The sequence below is a fragment of the Pantoea sp. Seng genome (assembly GCF_009829935.1).
GTDB classification, from domain to species: domain Bacteria; phylum Pseudomonadota; class Gammaproteobacteria; order Enterobacterales; family Enterobacteriaceae; genus Pantoea; species Pantoea communis.
Map to the genome: position 1 here is coordinate 19,675 of NZ_SZZV01000009.1, position 16,411 is coordinate 36,085.

14 protein-coding genes are annotated in these 16,411 nt (G+C 53.1%); 2 read left to right on the forward strand and 12 right to left on the reverse strand.

Going from position 1 to position 16,411, the window contains the following annotated elements; genetic code table 11:
• Position 1 precedes the first annotated feature (1 nt).
• The 12 genes from fabZ to rpsB form a co-directional block, all read right to left on the reverse strand.
• The gene (gene fabZ, locus FD737_RS11075; protein WP_013507953.1) at positions 2 to 457 is read right to left on the reverse strand and encodes a 3-hydroxyacyl-ACP dehydratase FabZ; all 456 of its coding nucleotides are present in this window, start codon (positions 455 to 457) and stop codon (positions 2 to 4) included.
• A gap of 196 nt (positions 458 to 653) precedes the next feature.
• Positions 654 to 1,679: a UDP-3-O-(3-hydroxymyristoyl)glucosamine N-acyltransferase gene (gene lpxD, locus FD737_RS11080; RefSeq protein WP_045813806.1), complete on the reverse strand. Its 1,026-nt coding sequence runs from the start codon at positions 1,677 to 1,679 to the stop codon at positions 654 to 656.
• A gap of 3 nt (positions 1,680 to 1,682) precedes the next feature.
• The gene (locus FD737_RS11085; RefSeq protein ID WP_034829472.1) at positions 1,683 to 2,183 is read right to left on the reverse strand and encodes an OmpH family outer membrane protein; all 501 of its coding nucleotides are present in this window, start codon (positions 2,181 to 2,183) and stop codon (positions 1,683 to 1,685) included.
• A gap of 95 nt (positions 2,184 to 2,278) precedes the next feature.
• The gene (gene bamA / locus FD737_RS11090; protein ID WP_058962063.1) at positions 2,279 to 4,690 is read right to left on the reverse strand and encodes an outer membrane protein assembly factor BamA; all 2,412 of its coding nucleotides are present in this window, start codon (positions 4,688 to 4,690) and stop codon (positions 2,279 to 2,281) included.
• A 51-nt stretch (positions 4,691 to 4,741) separates the two neighbouring features.
• Positions 4,742 to 6,091: a sigma E protease regulator RseP gene (rseP, locus tag FD737_RS11095; RefSeq protein ID WP_038648921.1), complete on the reverse strand. Its 1,350-nt coding sequence runs from the start codon at positions 6,089 to 6,091 to the stop codon at positions 4,742 to 4,744.
• A 12-nt stretch (positions 6,092 to 6,103) separates the two neighbouring features.
• Complete coding sequence (gene cdsA / locus FD737_RS11100) at positions 6,104 to 6,961, reverse strand: phosphatidate cytidylyltransferase (RefSeq protein WP_034829478.1); 858 nt, start codon at positions 6,959 to 6,961, stop codon at positions 6,104 to 6,106.
• An 18-nt stretch (positions 6,962 to 6,979) separates the two neighbouring features.
• Positions 6,980 to 7,732, reverse strand: a complete 753-nt coding sequence (ispU, locus tag FD737_RS11105; protein ID WP_034829480.1) for a (2E,6E)-farnesyl-diphosphate-specific ditrans,polycis-undecaprenyl-diphosphate synthase — start codon at positions 7,730 to 7,732, stop codon at positions 6,980 to 6,982.
• A 166-nt stretch (positions 7,733 to 7,898) separates the two neighbouring features.
• The gene (gene ispC / locus FD737_RS11110) at positions 7,899 to 9,101 is read right to left on the reverse strand and encodes a 1-deoxy-D-xylulose-5-phosphate reductoisomerase (RefSeq protein WP_202404528.1); all 1,203 of its coding nucleotides are present in this window, start codon (positions 9,099 to 9,101) and stop codon (positions 7,899 to 7,901) included.
• 115 nt (positions 9,102 to 9,216) lie between these two features.
• Positions 9,217 to 9,774, reverse strand: coding sequence for a ribosome recycling factor (frr, locus tag FD737_RS11115; RefSeq protein WP_034829486.1), 558 nt, complete (start codon positions 9,772 to 9,774; stop codon positions 9,217 to 9,219).
• A gap of 143 nt (positions 9,775 to 9,917) precedes the next feature.
• Positions 9,918 to 10,643, reverse strand: a complete 726-nt coding sequence (gene pyrH / locus FD737_RS11120; RefSeq protein WP_034829488.1) for a UMP kinase — start codon at positions 10,641 to 10,643, stop codon at positions 9,918 to 9,920.
• 154 nt (positions 10,644 to 10,797) lie between these two features.
• Positions 10,798 to 11,649: a translation elongation factor Ts gene (gene tsf / locus FD737_RS11125; protein ID WP_034829489.1), complete on the reverse strand. Its 852-nt coding sequence runs from the start codon at positions 11,647 to 11,649 to the stop codon at positions 10,798 to 10,800.
• Positions 11,650 to 11,830: 181 nt separating this feature from the next.
• Positions 11,831 to 12,550, reverse strand: coding sequence for a 30S ribosomal protein S2 (gene rpsB / locus FD737_RS11130; RefSeq protein WP_034829491.1), 720 nt, complete (start codon positions 12,548 to 12,550; stop codon positions 11,831 to 11,833).
• A 320-nt stretch (positions 12,551 to 12,870) separates the two neighbouring features.
• Here rpsB and map point away from each other — a divergent pair, with 320 nt between their 5' ends.
• Positions 12,871 to 13,665 (forward strand): type I methionyl aminopeptidase, encoded by a 795-nt coding sequence (map, locus tag FD737_RS11135; protein ID WP_034829494.1) that lies wholly within the window; start codon positions 12,871 to 12,873, stop codon positions 13,663 to 13,665.
• 67 nt (positions 13,666 to 13,732) lie between these two features.
• Positions 13,733 to 16,387 carry a bifunctional uridylyltransferase/uridylyl-removing protein GlnD gene (gene glnD / locus FD737_RS11140; RefSeq protein WP_160833510.1) on the forward strand — a complete coding sequence of 885 codons (2,655 nt, stop codon included), beginning with the start codon at positions 13,733 to 13,735 and terminating at the stop codon, positions 16,385 to 16,387.
• Positions 16,388 to 16,411 lie beyond the last annotated feature (24 nt).

A 16,411-nucleotide genomic window follows, 5' to 3' on the forward strand; every position in this document is an offset into this window, starting at 1 on the left:
ATTATGCCTCCCGGCTACGGGCACACATCATGGTCGCTTCACAGACAATCTTGCCGTCTACAGTTGCCACGCCTTTGAAGCGCGTCAGACCACGACGAGTTTTCTCGAAGGTCACTTCCATGATCATCTGATCGCCCGGTACCACTGGACGTTTGAAGCGGGCTTCGTCGATACCGGCGAAGTAGTACAGCTCGCCGGGTTCCAGTTTTCCAACGCTTTTGAACGCCAGAATACCGGTTGCCTGCGCCATTGCTTCCAGAATCAGAACGCCTGGGAAAATCGGCTTACCAGGGAAGTGTCCCTGGAAAAACGGTTCATTAACAGAAACGTTCTTCACCGCACGCAGATATTTATGCTCTTCAAATTCCAGCACGCGGTCAACCAGCAAGAACGGATAGCGGTGCGGCAGCAGTTCTAAAATCTCTTCGATTTTCAGAGTATGCGTTTCAGTTGTCAAAATACTCTTCCTGTCCTAAAAAATCTGATGGCAATAATAACACGGCCTGCACAGATCAAAATGATCCTCCGCAGGCCGCAAATCAGTTCGGTGGCGTAACGCTTTCCTGAGAGACCTCCTCACACGCATTCGGGGTAAGCCGAAGTCGCAAGAAGGCACGCTGCTTTATTATGAAAGCGGGTCGCGAGCGATGCGTTTAGTCGTCTTTGCCGACCTTACGTTCGATGGCTTTTAAGCGTTTGCTTATTTCATCGATATTCATCACCAGCGCTGCCGTTTTACGCCAGGTTTTATTGGGTTGCAGTGGGATACCCGATGAGTATACCCCAGGCTCTGTGATCGGGCGCATTACCATGCCCATGCCCGTTACGGTCACTTTGTCACAGATTTCCATATGGCCGTTAATGACGCTGGCGCCGCCAATCATACAATAACGTCCAATCTTCAGACTACCCGCCATGATCACACCGCCCGCAACGGCCGTGTTATCTCCAATCACAACGTTGTGCGCAATCTGACACTGGTTGTCTATGATAACACCATTGCCGATCAGAGTGTTATCCAGTGCACCGCGATCGATGGTGGTACAAGCACCAATTTCAACGCGATCACCAATTACCACGGTTCCCAGCTGTGGAATTTTCACCCAATTGCCACGGTCGTTAGCATACCCGAAACCATCGGCACCGATCACGGTACCCGACTGAATCAGACAATCCTGACCAATCTCGATCTCATGGTAAATCGTCACGTTAGCCCACAAACGTGAGCCGCGACCGATACGCGTCTGCTTACCGACAAAACATCCTGCGCCAATCACGACGTCGTCGCCCAGCTCAACGCCAGACTCGATCACCGCATTCGCGCCCACCGAAACGTTCTTACCCAGCGTCGCTGTCGGATCGATCACCGCACTGGGCGCGATATTCTGCGCGGGCTGCGGCGTTGTGTCCAGCAGTTGTGCCATGCGAGCGTACGTTAAGTAAGGATTTTTCACCACCAGGGCAGCGGTTTTACACCACTCCAGATCCGCTTCCGTCAGCACCACGGCTGAAGCCTGGATATGAGCGAGCTGCTCGCGGTAGCGGCTGTTTGCAAGAAAAGTGATTTGACCAGTGGTGGCGGATTGCATAGAAGCAATGCCGGAGATGGCGATATCGCCATCTCCGTGCAATTCTGCATCCAACTGCTGGGCTAAATCAGCCAGTCGAATTGATGACATCGATTATTTAACCTGTTTTACAACGTCAGCAGTAATGTCTTTAGCATCAGCAGAAGAGTATAGAACGGCCTGAGAATCCAGCACCAGATCGTAACCATCGCTTTTCGCTACAGACTGAACAGCGGTCTGGATTTTAGCCAGCAGCTTGTTACGCTCCTGCATCTGACGAGTCTGGTTGTCTTTGTCGAAAGCCTGCGCTTTCTGTTCAAAAGCAGCACGCTCAGAAGCAATCTGCTTCTCTTTCTTGGTACGGTCGCTGGCCTTCATGGTTGACGCATTGCGCTGCAGATCCTGGATTTCACCCTGGATTTTCTGCTGCTGCGCCTGGAGGTCAGAAGCACGGCTTGAGAACTCGCCCTCAAGCTGTTTAGCAACAGCGGCACGCTGCGGAGACTGCTGGAATACCTGGCTCAGGTTCACGACGGCGATTTTATCGGCCGCCTGGGCACCCGCAGAAGCAGCTAAAGCAACACCCAGAGCAGCAGCACAGAACAACTTTTTCACTATAAACTCCTTACCTCGACGTGTGTGTTTGCAGCGTGTCACGACAGAGCGCGACACGGATGCAAGACGGTATTTTCACTTCCTTGTTCAGAGCCTTACCAGGTTTTACCAATGTTAAACTGGAACTGCTCTGACTTGTCTCCCTCGACTTTCTTCATCGGCTGAGCATATGAGAATACCAGCGGACCTAATGGCGACATCCATTGCAGGGCGACACCCGCAGAGACACGAATGTTATTCGGATCGCTGTAGTCCGGAATGCCCGCCGCACGGGTTTCTGCAGTGTTCTGCCATTTGGTATCCCAGACGGTACCGGCATCCATAAACACCGAAGTACGGACTGAGTTAGCGTATTTCTCGCTCAGGAACGGCGTTGGCGTGATCAGCTCAAGGCTGGCAATAGCCATCGCGTTACCACCCACCGCATCATCTGACTTACAGACGCCATTGGCATCCGTCAGGTTACAGGTGGAGGAGTGATCGTTCAGATAAGCCGCTTTCGGACCAATGGTATTGGACTGGAAGCCACGAACCGTACTTGAACCACCGCCGTAGAAGTTCTCATAGAACGGCATCTCTTTTCCACCGAGCCCGTCACCATATCCGACACGGCCACGTCCCAGCACCACCCAGGTGCCATCACGGTTCAGTGGCACGTACTGCTGGCTATCCAACGTCGCTTTGTAGAAGGCGTTGTCGGAACCCGGAATGGTCACTTTGCCGTTCAGGTTGGTACGGTTACCCTTGGTTGGGAAGAATCCACGGTCCAGCGTGTTATACGTCCAACCGTAGTTGAAGGTGAAGTCATCTGCAGAGAAATCACCATCATCATTCAGACCCTGATGGCGTCCAACCGAGTCCAGATAACGCCACATCGCAACCTGCGGCTGCATGTTGGACAGATCGTTATGTACATAACCCAGGCCGACACGCAATGTGTTGTTTTCATTAACCGGGAAGCCCAAAGTGCCATCCACACCATAACTTCTGTTGGTGTAGTCAGACAGGTCAGCATCATCCGCTTTGAAGTCGTTATAGAAGACACGACCACCCAGGCTCACACCGTCGACCGTGAAATACGGATCGGTCAGTGAGAATTCAGCATAGGTCTGGTAATCGTTTTTGGTACCGCTGATGCCAACGGTATTACCGGTGCCGAGCCAGTTTTCCTGGGTCACACCTACCTGGAAGCTGACGCCACTTTCAGTACCGTAACCCACACCAAAGTTGAAGGTACCGGTGTTACGTTCTTTAACCTTATAAACTACATCCACCTGGTCCGGAGAACCTGGCACACGCTGCGTGTCCACATCGACGGTTTCAAAGTAACCGGTACGGTTCAGACGCTCTTTACCCTGGTCAACCAGGTCGCTGCCCAACCATGCGCCTTCCATCTGACGCATCTCACGGCGCAGTACGGAATCTTTTGACGTATCATTACCTTCGAAGCGCACTTTGCGCACGTAATAACGGTTACCGGCATCCACATTGATATGCAGTTTAACGGTTTTGTCTGCATCGTTAATTTCCGGCTGTGTCACCACACGCGGATAGGCATAGCCATAACGACCCAGCAGTTTTTTGATGTCGTCTTCCATCTGGGTAACTTTGGTGCCGTTGTACAGCTCACCCGATGGAATACGCGTCATCTTTTCGATTTCCGCAGAGTGGCCCGCCATGCTGCCGTTCACGATCACGCCGGCAATCTTATACTGATCGCCTTCGTTGATGTTCACAGTGATGTAGATGCCTTTTTTATCTGGCGTCAGGCTCACCTGAGTGGAATCGATGTTGAAGCGCGCATAACCGCGATCCAGATAGAAGCTACGCAGGGTCTCAAGATCCCCGGCCAGCTTTTGTTTCTGGTATTTACGATCGCCAACCACGTTCCACCATGGCACTTCATCACGCAGTGAGAAGCGCGAGATCAATTCGTCAGAGCTAAAGGCTTTGTTGCCAACGATGTTGATCTGCTGAATCTGAGCAGACACGCCTTCCTGGAAGACGAATTTCAGATCCACGCGGTTACGGGGCAGCGGTGTCGCAATCGCTTTCACGCTGGCGGTGTATTTACCGACGCTGTAGTAGAAGTCTTCCAGGCCCTTCTCAATCGAAGAAAGTGTGGTGCGGTCGAGTGCTTCACCGACGCGCACACCAGAAGCTTCAAGGTTCTGCTTCAGCTGATCTTCTTTCACCGCTTTGTTGCCGGAGAAAGTGATGCTGGCAATGGTCGGACGCTCTTTCACCTGAACAATCAGGGTTGTTCCATCACGCAGAACCTGAACATCTTCAAAGTTGCCGGTGGCGAACAGAGAGCGAATGGTGTTTCTGACGTCATCGTCAGAAATGGTATCACCGACACGTACGGGCATGCTGAGCAGAGCCGCGCCGACGGCGACTCGCTGGAGACCTTCGAAATGAATGTCCTTCACTACGAAATCGTCTGCACCGTAAACGGTGGCGCTGCTAAACAGCAGCGACGCTATGAGCAACTTTTTCATCGCCATCGTTGTTATGCGTTTTCCTAACACATCCCGCGCCTGTCCGCAGTCCAGCTATTACAGACGTGAGAAATCATTGAAAAGTGCAAGCCCCATTAATAACACCAGCAGAATTGAGCCAATGCGATAACTGAAGTCCTGAACTCGCTCGGACACCGGTCCACCTTTGATCTTTTCGATCGCCAGAAAGAGCAGATGTCCACCATCTAATACCGGCAGAGGGAACAGGTTGATGATCCCCAGATTGACGCTGATCAGCGCCAGGAACATCAGATAATAAATCACCCCGTATTCCGCTGATAACCCTGCACCTTGCGCAATCGAAATTGGCCCGCTCAGATTATTCAGCTTCACATCCCCGGTAATCAACTTGCCCAGCATTGAGACCGTTAACTTCATCAGTTGCCAGGTTTTGACACTGGCTTCACCGATAGCGGCAAAGGGCCCATACTGCCTAACCGTTTTATACTCATCCGGCAGCGGAATGACGCGCGGAATCACTCCCGCAAAGCCTTCCGCTTCATTGCCCGGTTTCGCTTCTGGCGTTAACGTCAACGCCACGAGTTCGCCGTTACGTTCCACATCCAGCGCCATGTTTTTGCGCGGATTATCGCGCACCTGCGCCGCAAAAGCCTGCCATTGTGTTAACGGCTGACCATCGACTTTAACGATCCTGTCGCCTGCTTGCAAACCGGCAGCGCTGGCCGGCGAATTTGCCTGCACTTCAGCTAAGGTCGTTTCGATTTGTGGCCCACGAGGACGAATCCCTAATGCCACAACCGGGTCCTGTTTATCCGGTTCGAACTGCCATTCGCGCAAATCGACCTGCTTCTGCTGCGTGGCATCTTCACCGAATTGCGAGACGGTAAGCGTGGTACTGCTGTCGCCGATTTTTCCGATCAGCGCCATGCGCACTGCATCCCAATCAGGCGTTTCGATACCATCTACCGCTTTAAGTTCCATACCGGAGGTAATTTGCGCTTCAGCCGCGACGGAACCGTTCAGAATTTCGCCAACAACCGGACGCACACCGGGAACGCCGTGGATAAAGACGACCCAATAAGCGAAGACGGCAAAGATGAAGTTAGCAATGGGGCCGGCCGCAATGATCGAAGCACGCTGCAGCACAGTTTTATTGTTGAAGGCCTGATGGCGGAGTTCAGCGGGAACGCTCTCTACGCGTTCGTCGAGCATTTTGACGTAGCCGCCGAGCGGGATCAGGGCAATGACGTATTCCGTGCCCTGACGATCGCTACGACGCCACAACGCTTTGCCAAAGCCAATCGAGAAACGTTCGACTTTAACACCGCAGCGGCGGGCGACCCAAAAGTGGCCGAATTCGTGCACGGTGATCAGTACGCCAAGTGCCACGATAAAGGCGACAAAACTCCAGAGTATGCTCAACATTGTCGCTAATCCTCAGAGGGTGCGGAACACCAGCAGCAGCAGGCAGGCAAAAACCGGCACCGCAGCGGTCAGGCTGTCGATACGATCGAGGATACCACCGTGACCCGGAATCAAGTTACCGCTGTCTTTGATGCCCGCTTCACGTTTGAACATGCTCTCGGTCAGATCCCCCAGAACCGAAGCCAGCGTAGCAATAACGGCACAGATAATCAGCGTACCCGGCGCCACAGAAAGCGGAGCCAGCAGCGCAAACAGCCAGGCGATAATCGCGGATGACAGCAGGCCGCCAAAGAAGCCTTCCCAGGTTTTACCCGGTGACACTTTTGGCGCCAGCTTATGTTTACCAAACAAACGGCCAAACATGTAAGCGCCAGAATCTGCGCCCCAGACCAGCAGCATCACAAACAGCAACCACCATGCTCCCGCAAAGTGATCGGTATCGTAATGATACTGGCGCAGCGCCATCATGCCCCAGAAGAAGGGAATCACGGTCAGGATGCCGAATAACACGCGGAGTGGGCGCGAAGTGCGCCACAACGCCGCAGAGGCAGGATAAAACAGCACGAGAAACAGGGCGACAATCCACCATCCCAGCGCGGCCCAAAGTGAGCCCTCCATCTGGAACTGGTGCAGATTGCGTTGATAGGGTTGCAGGGTGAACAGCATCACTGAGAGCAATAAACCGCATAACACGGCGAGCCAGATACGCTGCTGACGTGTCTTCATACCCGCCAGCTGCCCCCATTCCCAGGCGGCAAGCATACAGATGATGATAGTGGTAATCGCAAATCCGGACAGCGGTAACCAAAACAGAGCAGCGATCACCAGCGGAATCAGAATAAACGCGGTGATCAGACGAGACTTCAGCAAAGGTTACCCCCAGATTGCTCAGGCGCCGCCTGGTGCCGCGCCGCCAAAGCGTCGCTCCCGCGAAGAGAATGCATTCAGTGCACCTTCAAAAACGTGTTCATCAAAATCAGGCCAAAGAACATCGGTAAACCAAAACTCAGCATAGGCGATCTGCCACAGCAGGAAGTTGCTAATCCGATGCTCTCCCCCGGTCCTTATCACTAAATCCACCGGCGCCAGCTCCTGCATACACAGATAGGGAGCCAGACTTTCTTCGGTTATCTGGTCAGGACGTAATAAACCTTCCTGAACCTGTTCAGCCAGTTTTCTGGCACCCTGGATAATATCCCAACGGCCACCATAGTTGGCAGCAATGTTGAGGGTGAGTCCATTATTTTGCTGAGTCAGTTCCTCGGCGCGACGAATGCGTTCCTGAATACGATTATTGAAACGACTGATATCGCCAATCACGCGCAGACGCACGTTATGCTTGTGCAGGCTTTTGACTTCGCTGTCGAGCGCCCAGACAAACAATTCCATTAAGGCCGTCACTTCCTGTACCGGTCGGCTCCAGTTTTCACTGCTGAACGCATAGAGCGTGAGCGCTTCCAGTTTATGGCTGACCGCAAAGCTGACGGCCCGGCGTACTGATTTTACCCCGGCTTTGTGGCCTGAAATACGCAGTTTGCCCTGATTTTTTGCCCAGCGACCATTACCATCCATAATGATGGCCACGTGACGTGGCGTGCAGTACGACTCGTCATCGATTGTGTTGTGATTGTTGGACGACATAACGCGTAATAATTCCTTTCATCAGAAATGCTGTGGTTTCTGAATACATTGCGCCTGCGGCGAACCCCGGCATCGCTACCAGATGACATCGAAACAATGTCGGGCCGAAAAACGCGAGCGAGCGACTATACCATTTTCACCCTGAGCGAACAAATAGCGGGAAGTATCAACCTGCTAAACGAAAGCGTGGTAGCAATTCTGTGGCACAGATACGCGCTAACCGATCGATCTCCATCACATCCTCAATGCTGCCCGGCTCCTGGCATATCAGGGACGTCAGCACTTCGCTGTTGATGGCGGCGATGTCGGTAAAGCGAATCTGATGCTGCAGAAATGCCGCAACGGCCACTTCGTTTGCCGCATTCAGCGTGGTGGTGGCGGCCTGCCCTGTTGAGCAAGCATCGATTGCCAGCTTCAGGCAGGGATAGCGCTCATAGTCCGGCTCAGCAAACGTCAGTGACTTCATTCGCGTGAAATCGAGTGGCGTTACGCCGGCCGAAATACGTGCTGGCCATGCCATGCTGTGCGCGATAGGGGTTCGCATATCAGGCGACCCTAGCTGCGCCAGCACACTGCCATCGCAGTAACGCACCATGGAGTGAATCACCGACTGCGGATGCAGGATGACTTCCATCTGTGCGTCAGTGGCATTAAATAGCCAGCGGGCTTCAATGTATTCAAGACCTTTATTCATCATGGTGGCCGAATCAACGGAGATTTTACGCCCCATTGACCAGTTCGGATGTGCGCACGCTTGATCTGGCGACATAGCGGCCAAATCCGCTAATGGCGTGTCACGAAAAGGACCACCCGATCCCGTAAGGAGAATAGAATCAATGCCATTCTCTCGCAGATCAGCGTACCCCAACTGATGCTGTATGGAAGCGGGTAAACTCTGAAAAATGGCGTTGTGCTCGCTGTCGACCGGCAACAGCTGTGCCTTGTGATGACGCACAGCCTCCATAAACAGGCGGCCGCACGTGACAAGTGACTCTTTGTTCGCGAGTAAAACGGTTTTGCCAGCACGAATTGCGGCAAGTGTGGGTTGCAGCCCGGAGGCGCCAACAATAGCCGCCATCACCTGATCCACTTCATCGAGTGCCGCCAGCTCGCAAGCCGCCTGAACGCCGGAGAGCACTTCGGTAGGAAGATTCAATGCTCTCAGTCGCTCACGCAGCGCTTGTGCGGAGGCTTCATCAGACATCGCCGCATAGCGTGGGGTAAATTGCTGACACTGTTCAGCCATCAGCACTACGTTTTGACCCGCCACCAACGCGGTGACCTGGTACAAGTCTGGATTGGCTGCGATGACTGCCAGTGTGCTGGTACCAATCGAGCCGGTGGAACCCAGCAGAGTTAATCGCTTCATCATGCTATCCCTGTGACGTCGTGGATCGTGCCTGCAACAGCGCCAGGCACAATGTAAAACGCCGCCAGAGTCGCACAACGTCTCTGAACGGCGTTTTTAAAGGCAGTAGATGGAATTAGAAATCCATCAGTTCCTTTTCTTTTTCGGCCAATGCGACATCAACATTTTTGATATAGCCATCGGTCATTTTCTGGATCTCATCCTGCGAGCGACGTTCGTCGTCTTCGCTGATCTCTTTGTCTTTCAGCAGCGCTTTGATCTTGTCGTTAGCATCGCGGCGCACGTTACGAACAGAAACACGCCCCTGCTCCGCTTCACCACGCACGACCTTGATCAGATCTTTACGACGCTCTTCGGTCAGCGCTGGCAGTGGCACACGAATATCGGTACCTGCTGAGCTTGGGTTCAGACCCAGGTCAGATGCCATAATCGCTTTTTCAACGGCCGGGCTCAGTGAGCGGTCAAACACGTTGATTTTCAGCGTACGAGAATCTTCTACCGTGACGCTAGCCAGCTGACGCAATGGCGTAGGTGTACCGTAGTAAGGCACCATAATGCCGTCGAGCAGTGAAGGCGAAGCACGACCGGTGCGCACTTTGCTGATTTGGTTTTTGAATGCTTCCACGCATTTTTCCATGCGCGTGTCGGCATCTTTTTTAATGTCGTTAATCACGTTAAAACCCTTGGATTCGGTTTGACCTGGCCATCTCCGGGCAGCCCGGAAGTGGTATCGATAAACATCGATCATCCTGAAAGCTGCGCGATGCCACTGCATCGCGCCAACAGAATATACCTTATTTTATCTTGCGTCGGGTATTAATGCGTAATCAGAGTGCCTTCTTTTTCACCCATCACTACGCGACGCAGTGCGCCAGGCTTGTTCATGTTGAAGACGCGGATCGGCAGTTGATGGTCGCGAGCCAATGTAAAGGCCGCCAGATCCATCACTTTCAGCTCTTTATCCAGTACTTCGCCATAGGTCAGCTGTTCATACAGCGTCGCGTCCGGGTTTTTCACCGGATCATCTGAATAAACACCGTCAACTTTGGTGGCTTTCAATACCACATCGGCTTCGATTTCGATGCCACGCAGACAAGCGGCGGAGTCAGTGGTAAAGAACGGGTTGCCAGTACCGGCGGCGAAAATCACCACGCGGTTATTGCGCAGCAGGCTGATCGCTTCTGCCCAGCTGTAGTTATCACACACGCCATTCAGCGGAATCGCGGACATCAGACGCGCGTTAACATACGCACGGTGCAATGCGTCTCGCATTGCCAGACCGTTCATCACGGTTGCCAGCATACCCATGTGATCGCCGACCACACGGTTCATGCCTGCCTGTGCCAGGCCAGCGCCACGGAACAGGTTACCGCCACCAATAACCACACCCACCTGGATGCCCAGCTCAACCAGCTCTTTCACCTCTTGCGCCATACGGTCAAGCACGCTCGCGTCAATACCAAAACCTTCGGCACCTTGCAGTGCTTCGCCACTCAGTTTTAGCAGGATACGTTGATATACAGGTTTTGCGTTGGTCGCCATGGTCAATTCTTCCTGGAAGATATGATGAATGAGAAGTTAAATCTGATCGATCATCCGCTTAGCGAACGAAAAAAGCTATTGGGATGAGACTGAAAAGTGGTCCACGCAAAACGCAGACAAAAAAGAACCGCCTTCCGGCGGTTCTTTCGGAGCATTAAGACTGTTTGGACATTGCAGCAACTTCTGCTGCGAAGTCAGCTTCAACTTTCTCGATGCCTTCGCCCACTTCGAAGCGGATGAAGTTAATCACGTCTGCGCCTTTCTCTTTCAGAGCCTGGCCAACAGTTTTGCTTGGATCGATAACGAAAGCCTGACCGGTCAGAGAAACTTCGCCGGTGAATTTCTTCATGCGGCCTTCAACCATTTTCTCTGCGATTTCTTTAGGCTTGCCAGACTGCATGGCGATGTCCAGCTGAACCTGGTACTCTTTCTCAACCACATCAGCAGACACGTCTTCTGGCTTAACGAATTCTGGCTTGCTTGCCGCAACGTGCATCGCAACTTGCTTGCTCAGCTCTTCATCAGCACCGGTGGTAGAAACCACTACGCCGATACGTGCGCCGTGCTGGTAGCTGTTCAGCTGAGCACCTTCCAGGATAGCAACACGACGGATGTTGATGTTCTCACCGATTTTAGCAACCAGCGCTACGCGTTCTTCTTCGAACTGCGCTTTCAGAGCTTCAACATCAGTCACTTTACCAGCAACAGCTGCATCCAGCACTTTGTCAGCGAAAGCCTGGAATCCAGCATCTTTAGCAACGAAGTCAGTCTGGCAGTTAACTTCCAGAATCACTGCGAAACCATCAGCGATTTTGGTTTTGATCACGCCGTCAGCAGCAACGTTGCCTGCTTTCTTAGCGGCTTTGATCGCGCCAGATTTACGCATGTTCTCAATCGCCAGCTCGATGTCGCCGTTCGCTTCGGTCAGCGCTTTTTTGCAATCCATCATGCCTGCGCCAGTACGCTCACGCAGTTCTTTTACCAATGCAGCGGTAATTTCAGCCATTCCAGAATCCTCGATTCGTCTCTGTGTGCGTTAACACTGTCAGAAACTTGTTGCGGAAAATTTACTCTGCCCCGCTTACCCGAAAGAAGCGTGACAAACTTAGATAAATAAAAGGGGCCTGTGCGGCCCCCTTAACAGATAACATCTGATGTCTAAGGGCTCTTAGAAAGAGCGAACCTTATTAAGCTTCAGCTGCTTCTTCAGCCTGCTCAGCCAGATCCTGTGAACGGCCTTCGCGCACGGTGGTCGCAACAGCAGTCAGGTACAGGCTTACAGCACGGATCGCATCGTCGTTACCTGGGATAACGAAATCAACGCCATCTGGATCAGAGTTGGTATCAACGATAGCAAATACTGGGATACCCAGGTTGTTTGCTTCTTTGATTGCGATGTGTTCGTGGTCAGCGTCAACAACGAACAGTGCATCCGGCAGACCGCCCATATCTTTGATACCGCCCAGGCTGTTTTCCAGCTTGGCCAGTTCACGAGCACGCATCAGTGCTTCTTTTTTGGTCAGTTTGTCGAAAGTACCGTCCTGAGACTGAGTTTCCAGATCTTTCAGACGCTTGATTGACTGACGAACAGTTTTCCAGTTGGTCAGCATACCACCCAACCAGCGGTGGTTAACGAAGAACTGGTCGCAGCTCAGAGCTGACTCTTTTACCGCTTCGGCAGCAGCGCGCTTAGTACCAACGAAAAGGATTTTGCCTTTACGTGAAGAGATCTTCTGCAACTCAGCCAGAGCTTCGTTGAACATTGGTACAGTTTTCTCAAGGTTGATGATGTGAACCTTGTTACGAGCACCGAAGATGAATGGCTTCATTTTCGGGTTCCAGTAACGGGTCTGGTGACCAAAGTGAACACCAGCCTTGAGCATGTCGCGCATTGAAACAGTTGCCATGATTACCTCTAAAGTATGATTGGGGTTGGGCCTCCATGTATCCCATACAACCGACCTCTTTCAAGGCACCCCGGCGTATGTGTCGATACATGTGTGTTTTAGTACACATAATGAGTTTTATGCGTTTCCTGCCAGCCAACGAAACGAAGGTGACAGAGAATCGTCGGCGCGCTTTATACCATAACGCGCAGGAATACGCCAACAGTTGTTAGCAGCGTGAGCGAGGAGTCATCCCGATTTGGCAGCCTAATGACTGACTGCTAACATGACTGCCACAGAACTCATTATTGTCGAAAATGTCGGCAATTGCGGATTATTTAATGGCCATTTCAATCAAAACCCCTGAAGAAATCGAAAAAATGCGCGTGGCGGGCCGTCTGGCTGCTGAAGTGCTGGAAATGATCGCCCCGCACGTGGTGCCGGGTGTGACCACAGGTGAACTCGACCGCCTCTGCCACGATCACATCACGAATAAGCAGCAGGCTATCTCAGCCTGCCTTGGCTATCACGGCTTCCCGAAATCGGTGTGTATTTCGGTTAATGAAGTGGTGTGCCACGGCATCCCGAGCGATGACCGCGTTTTAAAAGATGGCGATGTGGTCAACGTTGACGTCACGGTGATCAAAGACGAGTATCACGGCGATACCTCGAAGATGTTCATCGTCGGCAAACCGACTATTCAAGGCGAGCGCTTGTGCCGTGTCACCCAGGAAAGCCTCTACATTGCACTGCGTCTGGTTAAACCGGGCATCCGCCTGCGCGAGCTGGGCCGTGCGATTCAGCAATATGTTGAAGCACAGGATTTCTCTGTGGTACGTGAATACTGCGGCCACGGCATCGGCAAAGGTTTCCACGAAGAACCACAAGTGTTGCACTATGATGCCGATGACGGCGGCGTGGTGTTGCAGGCGGGGATGACCTTTACCGTAGAGCCGATGGTCAATGCCGGTGATTATCGTATCCGCACCATGAAGGATGGCTGGACCGTAAAAACCAAAGATCGCAGCTTGTCCGCGCAGTATGAGCATACTATTGTGGTGACAGAAAACGGCTGTGAGATTCTTACGCTGCGTGAAGATGACACCATTGCTGCGGTGCTCGAAAACAACGCGTAACGTTCTTCAAGACAGTACCAGGCCGGCATAATGCCGGCCTTTTTTATGGCGCTTACGAGGCATGTCGATGAGTGGTAGCGTGACCGAAGCAGTACACAAAGGCCTGACTGATTCCCCCGCCAGCTGGCCCGATGAAGCCCTGACGCGTGACAAATTAAAACTCTATCTGGAGCAATTCCAGCAGCATCTCGGTATGGCCTTTGATGCCGGTACTGACGTTGAATCACTGATTGATGCCCGCACGCTATTTATCGATCGTCTGTTGCGCCGACTGTGGCGCTTCTACGGCTTCGATAAAATGAAAGAGATTGCGTTGGTTGCGGTGGGCGGCTATGGCCGTGGTGAACTGCATCCGCTCTCCGATATCGATGTCTTGATACTCAGCCGCCAGCCACTGGATGATGCGGCCGCGCAACGCACCAGCGAACTCCTGACGCTGATGTGGGATTTAAAACTCGAAGTTGGCCACAGTGTGCGCACGCTGGAAGAGTGCTTACTGGAGGGGTTGTCCGATCTTACCGTCGCGACCAACCTGATCGAATCCCGCATGCTGACAGGCGATGTCGCCCTGTTCCTTGAGTTGCAGAAGAACATTTTCAGCGATGGCTTCTGGCCGTCCTCTCGCTTTTTCGCGGCCAAGATTGAAGAGCAGCAGGAACGTCATCAGCGCTACCACGGCACCAGCTACAATCTCGAACCCGATATTAAAAGCAGCCCGGGCGGCCTGCGCGACATCCACACCTTACAGTGGGTGGCGCGCCGCCATTTCGGTGCCACCACCATGGATGAAATGGTCGGTTTTGGCTTTATCACGGAAGCCGAACGTAATGAGATCAATGAATGCCAGGAGTTCCTCTGGCGAATTCGCTTCGCGCTGCACTTAACGCTCACACGCTACGACAATCGATTGTTGTTTGATCGGCAGCTCACTGTGGCACAGCGGCTCAACTATCTCGGCGAAGGCAATGAGCCGGTTGAACGCATGATGAAAGATTTTTACCGGGTGACGCGCCGCATTGGTGAGCTCAATCAGATGCTGCTGCAGCTGTTTGATGAAGCGATCCTCGCGCTCTCCACCACCGAGAAACCGCGCAGCATTGATGATGATTTCCAACTGCGCGGCAATTTGATTGATCTGCGTGACCCCACGTTGTTCGAACGTGAACCGCAGGCCATTCTGCGCATGTTCTATGTGATGGTACGTAATGAGAACATCACCGGCATTTACTCCACCACGCTACGTCATTTACGCCATGCGCGTCGTCATCTGAAGCAGCCGCTGTGCCAGATTGCCGAAGCGCGTGACACCTTTATGGCGATTCTGCGCCATCCGGGCGCGGTGAAGCGGGCGCTGGTGCCGATGCATCGCCACAGTGTCCTTTGGGCGTATACGCCGCTGTGGGGCAATATTGTCGGCCAGATGCAGTTTGACCTGTTCCATGCTTACACGGTGGATGAGCACACCATTCGCGTCCTGCAAAAGCTGGAAAGTTTCGCCAACGAAGTCACGCGTCCGATGCACCCATTGTGTGTAGAACTCTGGCCGCGTTTGCCACAGATCGAACTGCTGCTGATGGCAGCCTTATTGCACGATATTGCCAAAGGGCGCGGCGGTGACCACTCGATTCTGGGGGCGCAGGACGCGCTTGATTTTGCCGAATTGCACGGGCTCAACTCGCGGGAAACGCAGTTGGTGGCCTGGCTGGTGCGCCATCATCTGTTGATGTCGGTCACCGCCCAGCGCCGTGATATTCAGGACCCGACGGTGATTCAGCAATTCGCTGAAGTCATGCAGAATGAAAACCGCCTGCGTTATCTGGTGTGTCTCACCGTGGCCGACATCTGCGCCACTAACGAAAGTCTGTGGAACAGCTGGAAGCAGAGCCTGCTGCGTGAATTGTTCTTCGCGACCGAAAAACAGCTGCGTCGCGGTATGGAAAACAGCCCGGACTTGCGCGAACGCGTGCGTCATCATCGCTTACAGGCTCTCGCGCTGTTACGGATGGAAAACCTTAACGAAGAGCGCCTGCACCATATCTGGAGCCGCTGCCGTGCTGACTATTTCCTGCGTCACACGCCGAATCAACTGGCATGGCACGCGCGTCATCTGATCGACCATGACCTTACAAAGCCGCTGGTGCTGGTCAGCCCGCAGGCCACTCGCGGCGGGACTGAAATCTTTATCTGGAGCCCGGACCGCCCTCACCTGTTTGCCGCAGTAGCCGGCGAACTCGACCGCAGAAACCTGAGTGTGCACGATGCTCAGATCTTTACCAGCCGCGACGGCATGGCGATGGATACCTTTATTGTGCTGGAACCGGATGGCAGTCCGCTGGCCGCCGATCGTCATCCGATGATTATGCAGGCACTGGAGCAAGCGATTACCCAAACCGAATGGGTGCCGCCGCGAACACGTCGCCAGTCTGCTCGCCTCAAGCACTTCAGTGTCGATACCGAAGTGAATTTCCTGCCGACGCACACCGATCGTCGTAGCTATCTGGAACTGGTCGCGCTGGATCAACCAGGCTTGCTGGCGCGTGTAGGGGAAGTGTTTGCCGACCTCGGCGTTTCTCTGCACGGCGCGCGCATCAGTACGATTGGCGAACGAGTTGAGGATCTTTTCATCCTGGCGGACAGCGAACGGCGCGCACTTGATGTCGAAATGCGCAATGTGCTGCAACAACGGTTGACAGAGGCCCTCAATCCAAACGATAAAGTGTGACCGCAATCGATTTATCGACTTAAT

Excerpts from the sequence above, each read along its gene's own strand:
- lpxD (WP_045813806.1), bottom strand. The coding sequence starts at position 1,679 with ATGTCATCAATTCGACTGGCTGATTTAGCCCAGCAGTTGGATGCAGAA.
- bamA (WP_058962063.1), bottom strand. The coding sequence starts at position 4,690 with ATGGCGATGAAAAAGTTGCTCATAGCGTCGCTGCTGTTTAGCAGCGCC.
- rseP (WP_038648921.1), bottom strand. The coding sequence starts at position 6,091 with ATGTTGAGCATACTCTGGAGTTTTGTCGCCTTTATCGTGGCACTTGGC.
- ispU (WP_034829480.1), bottom strand. The coding sequence starts at position 7,732 with ATGTCGTCCAACAATCACAACACAATCGATGACGAGTCGTACTGCACG.
- ispC (WP_202404528.1), bottom strand. The coding sequence starts at position 9,101 with ATGAAGCGATTAACTCTGCTGGGTTCCACCGGCTCGATTGGTACCAGC.
- pyrH (WP_034829488.1), bottom strand. The coding sequence starts at position 10,643 with ATGGCGACCAACGCAAAACCTGTATATCAACGTATCCTGCTAAAACTG.
- tsf (WP_034829489.1), bottom strand. The coding sequence starts at position 11,649 with ATGGCTGAAATTACCGCTGCATTGGTAAAAGAACTGCGTGAGCGTACT.
- rpsB (WP_034829491.1), bottom strand. The coding sequence starts at position 12,550 with ATGGCAACTGTTTCAATGCGCGACATGCTCAAGGCTGGTGTTCACTTT.
- map (WP_034829494.1), top strand. The coding sequence starts at position 12,871 with ATGGCCATTTCAATCAAAACCCCTGAAGAAATCGAAAAAATGCGCGTG.
- glnD (WP_160833510.1), top strand. The coding sequence starts at position 13,733 with ATGAGTGGTAGCGTGACCGAAGCAGTACACAAAGGCCTGACTGATTCC.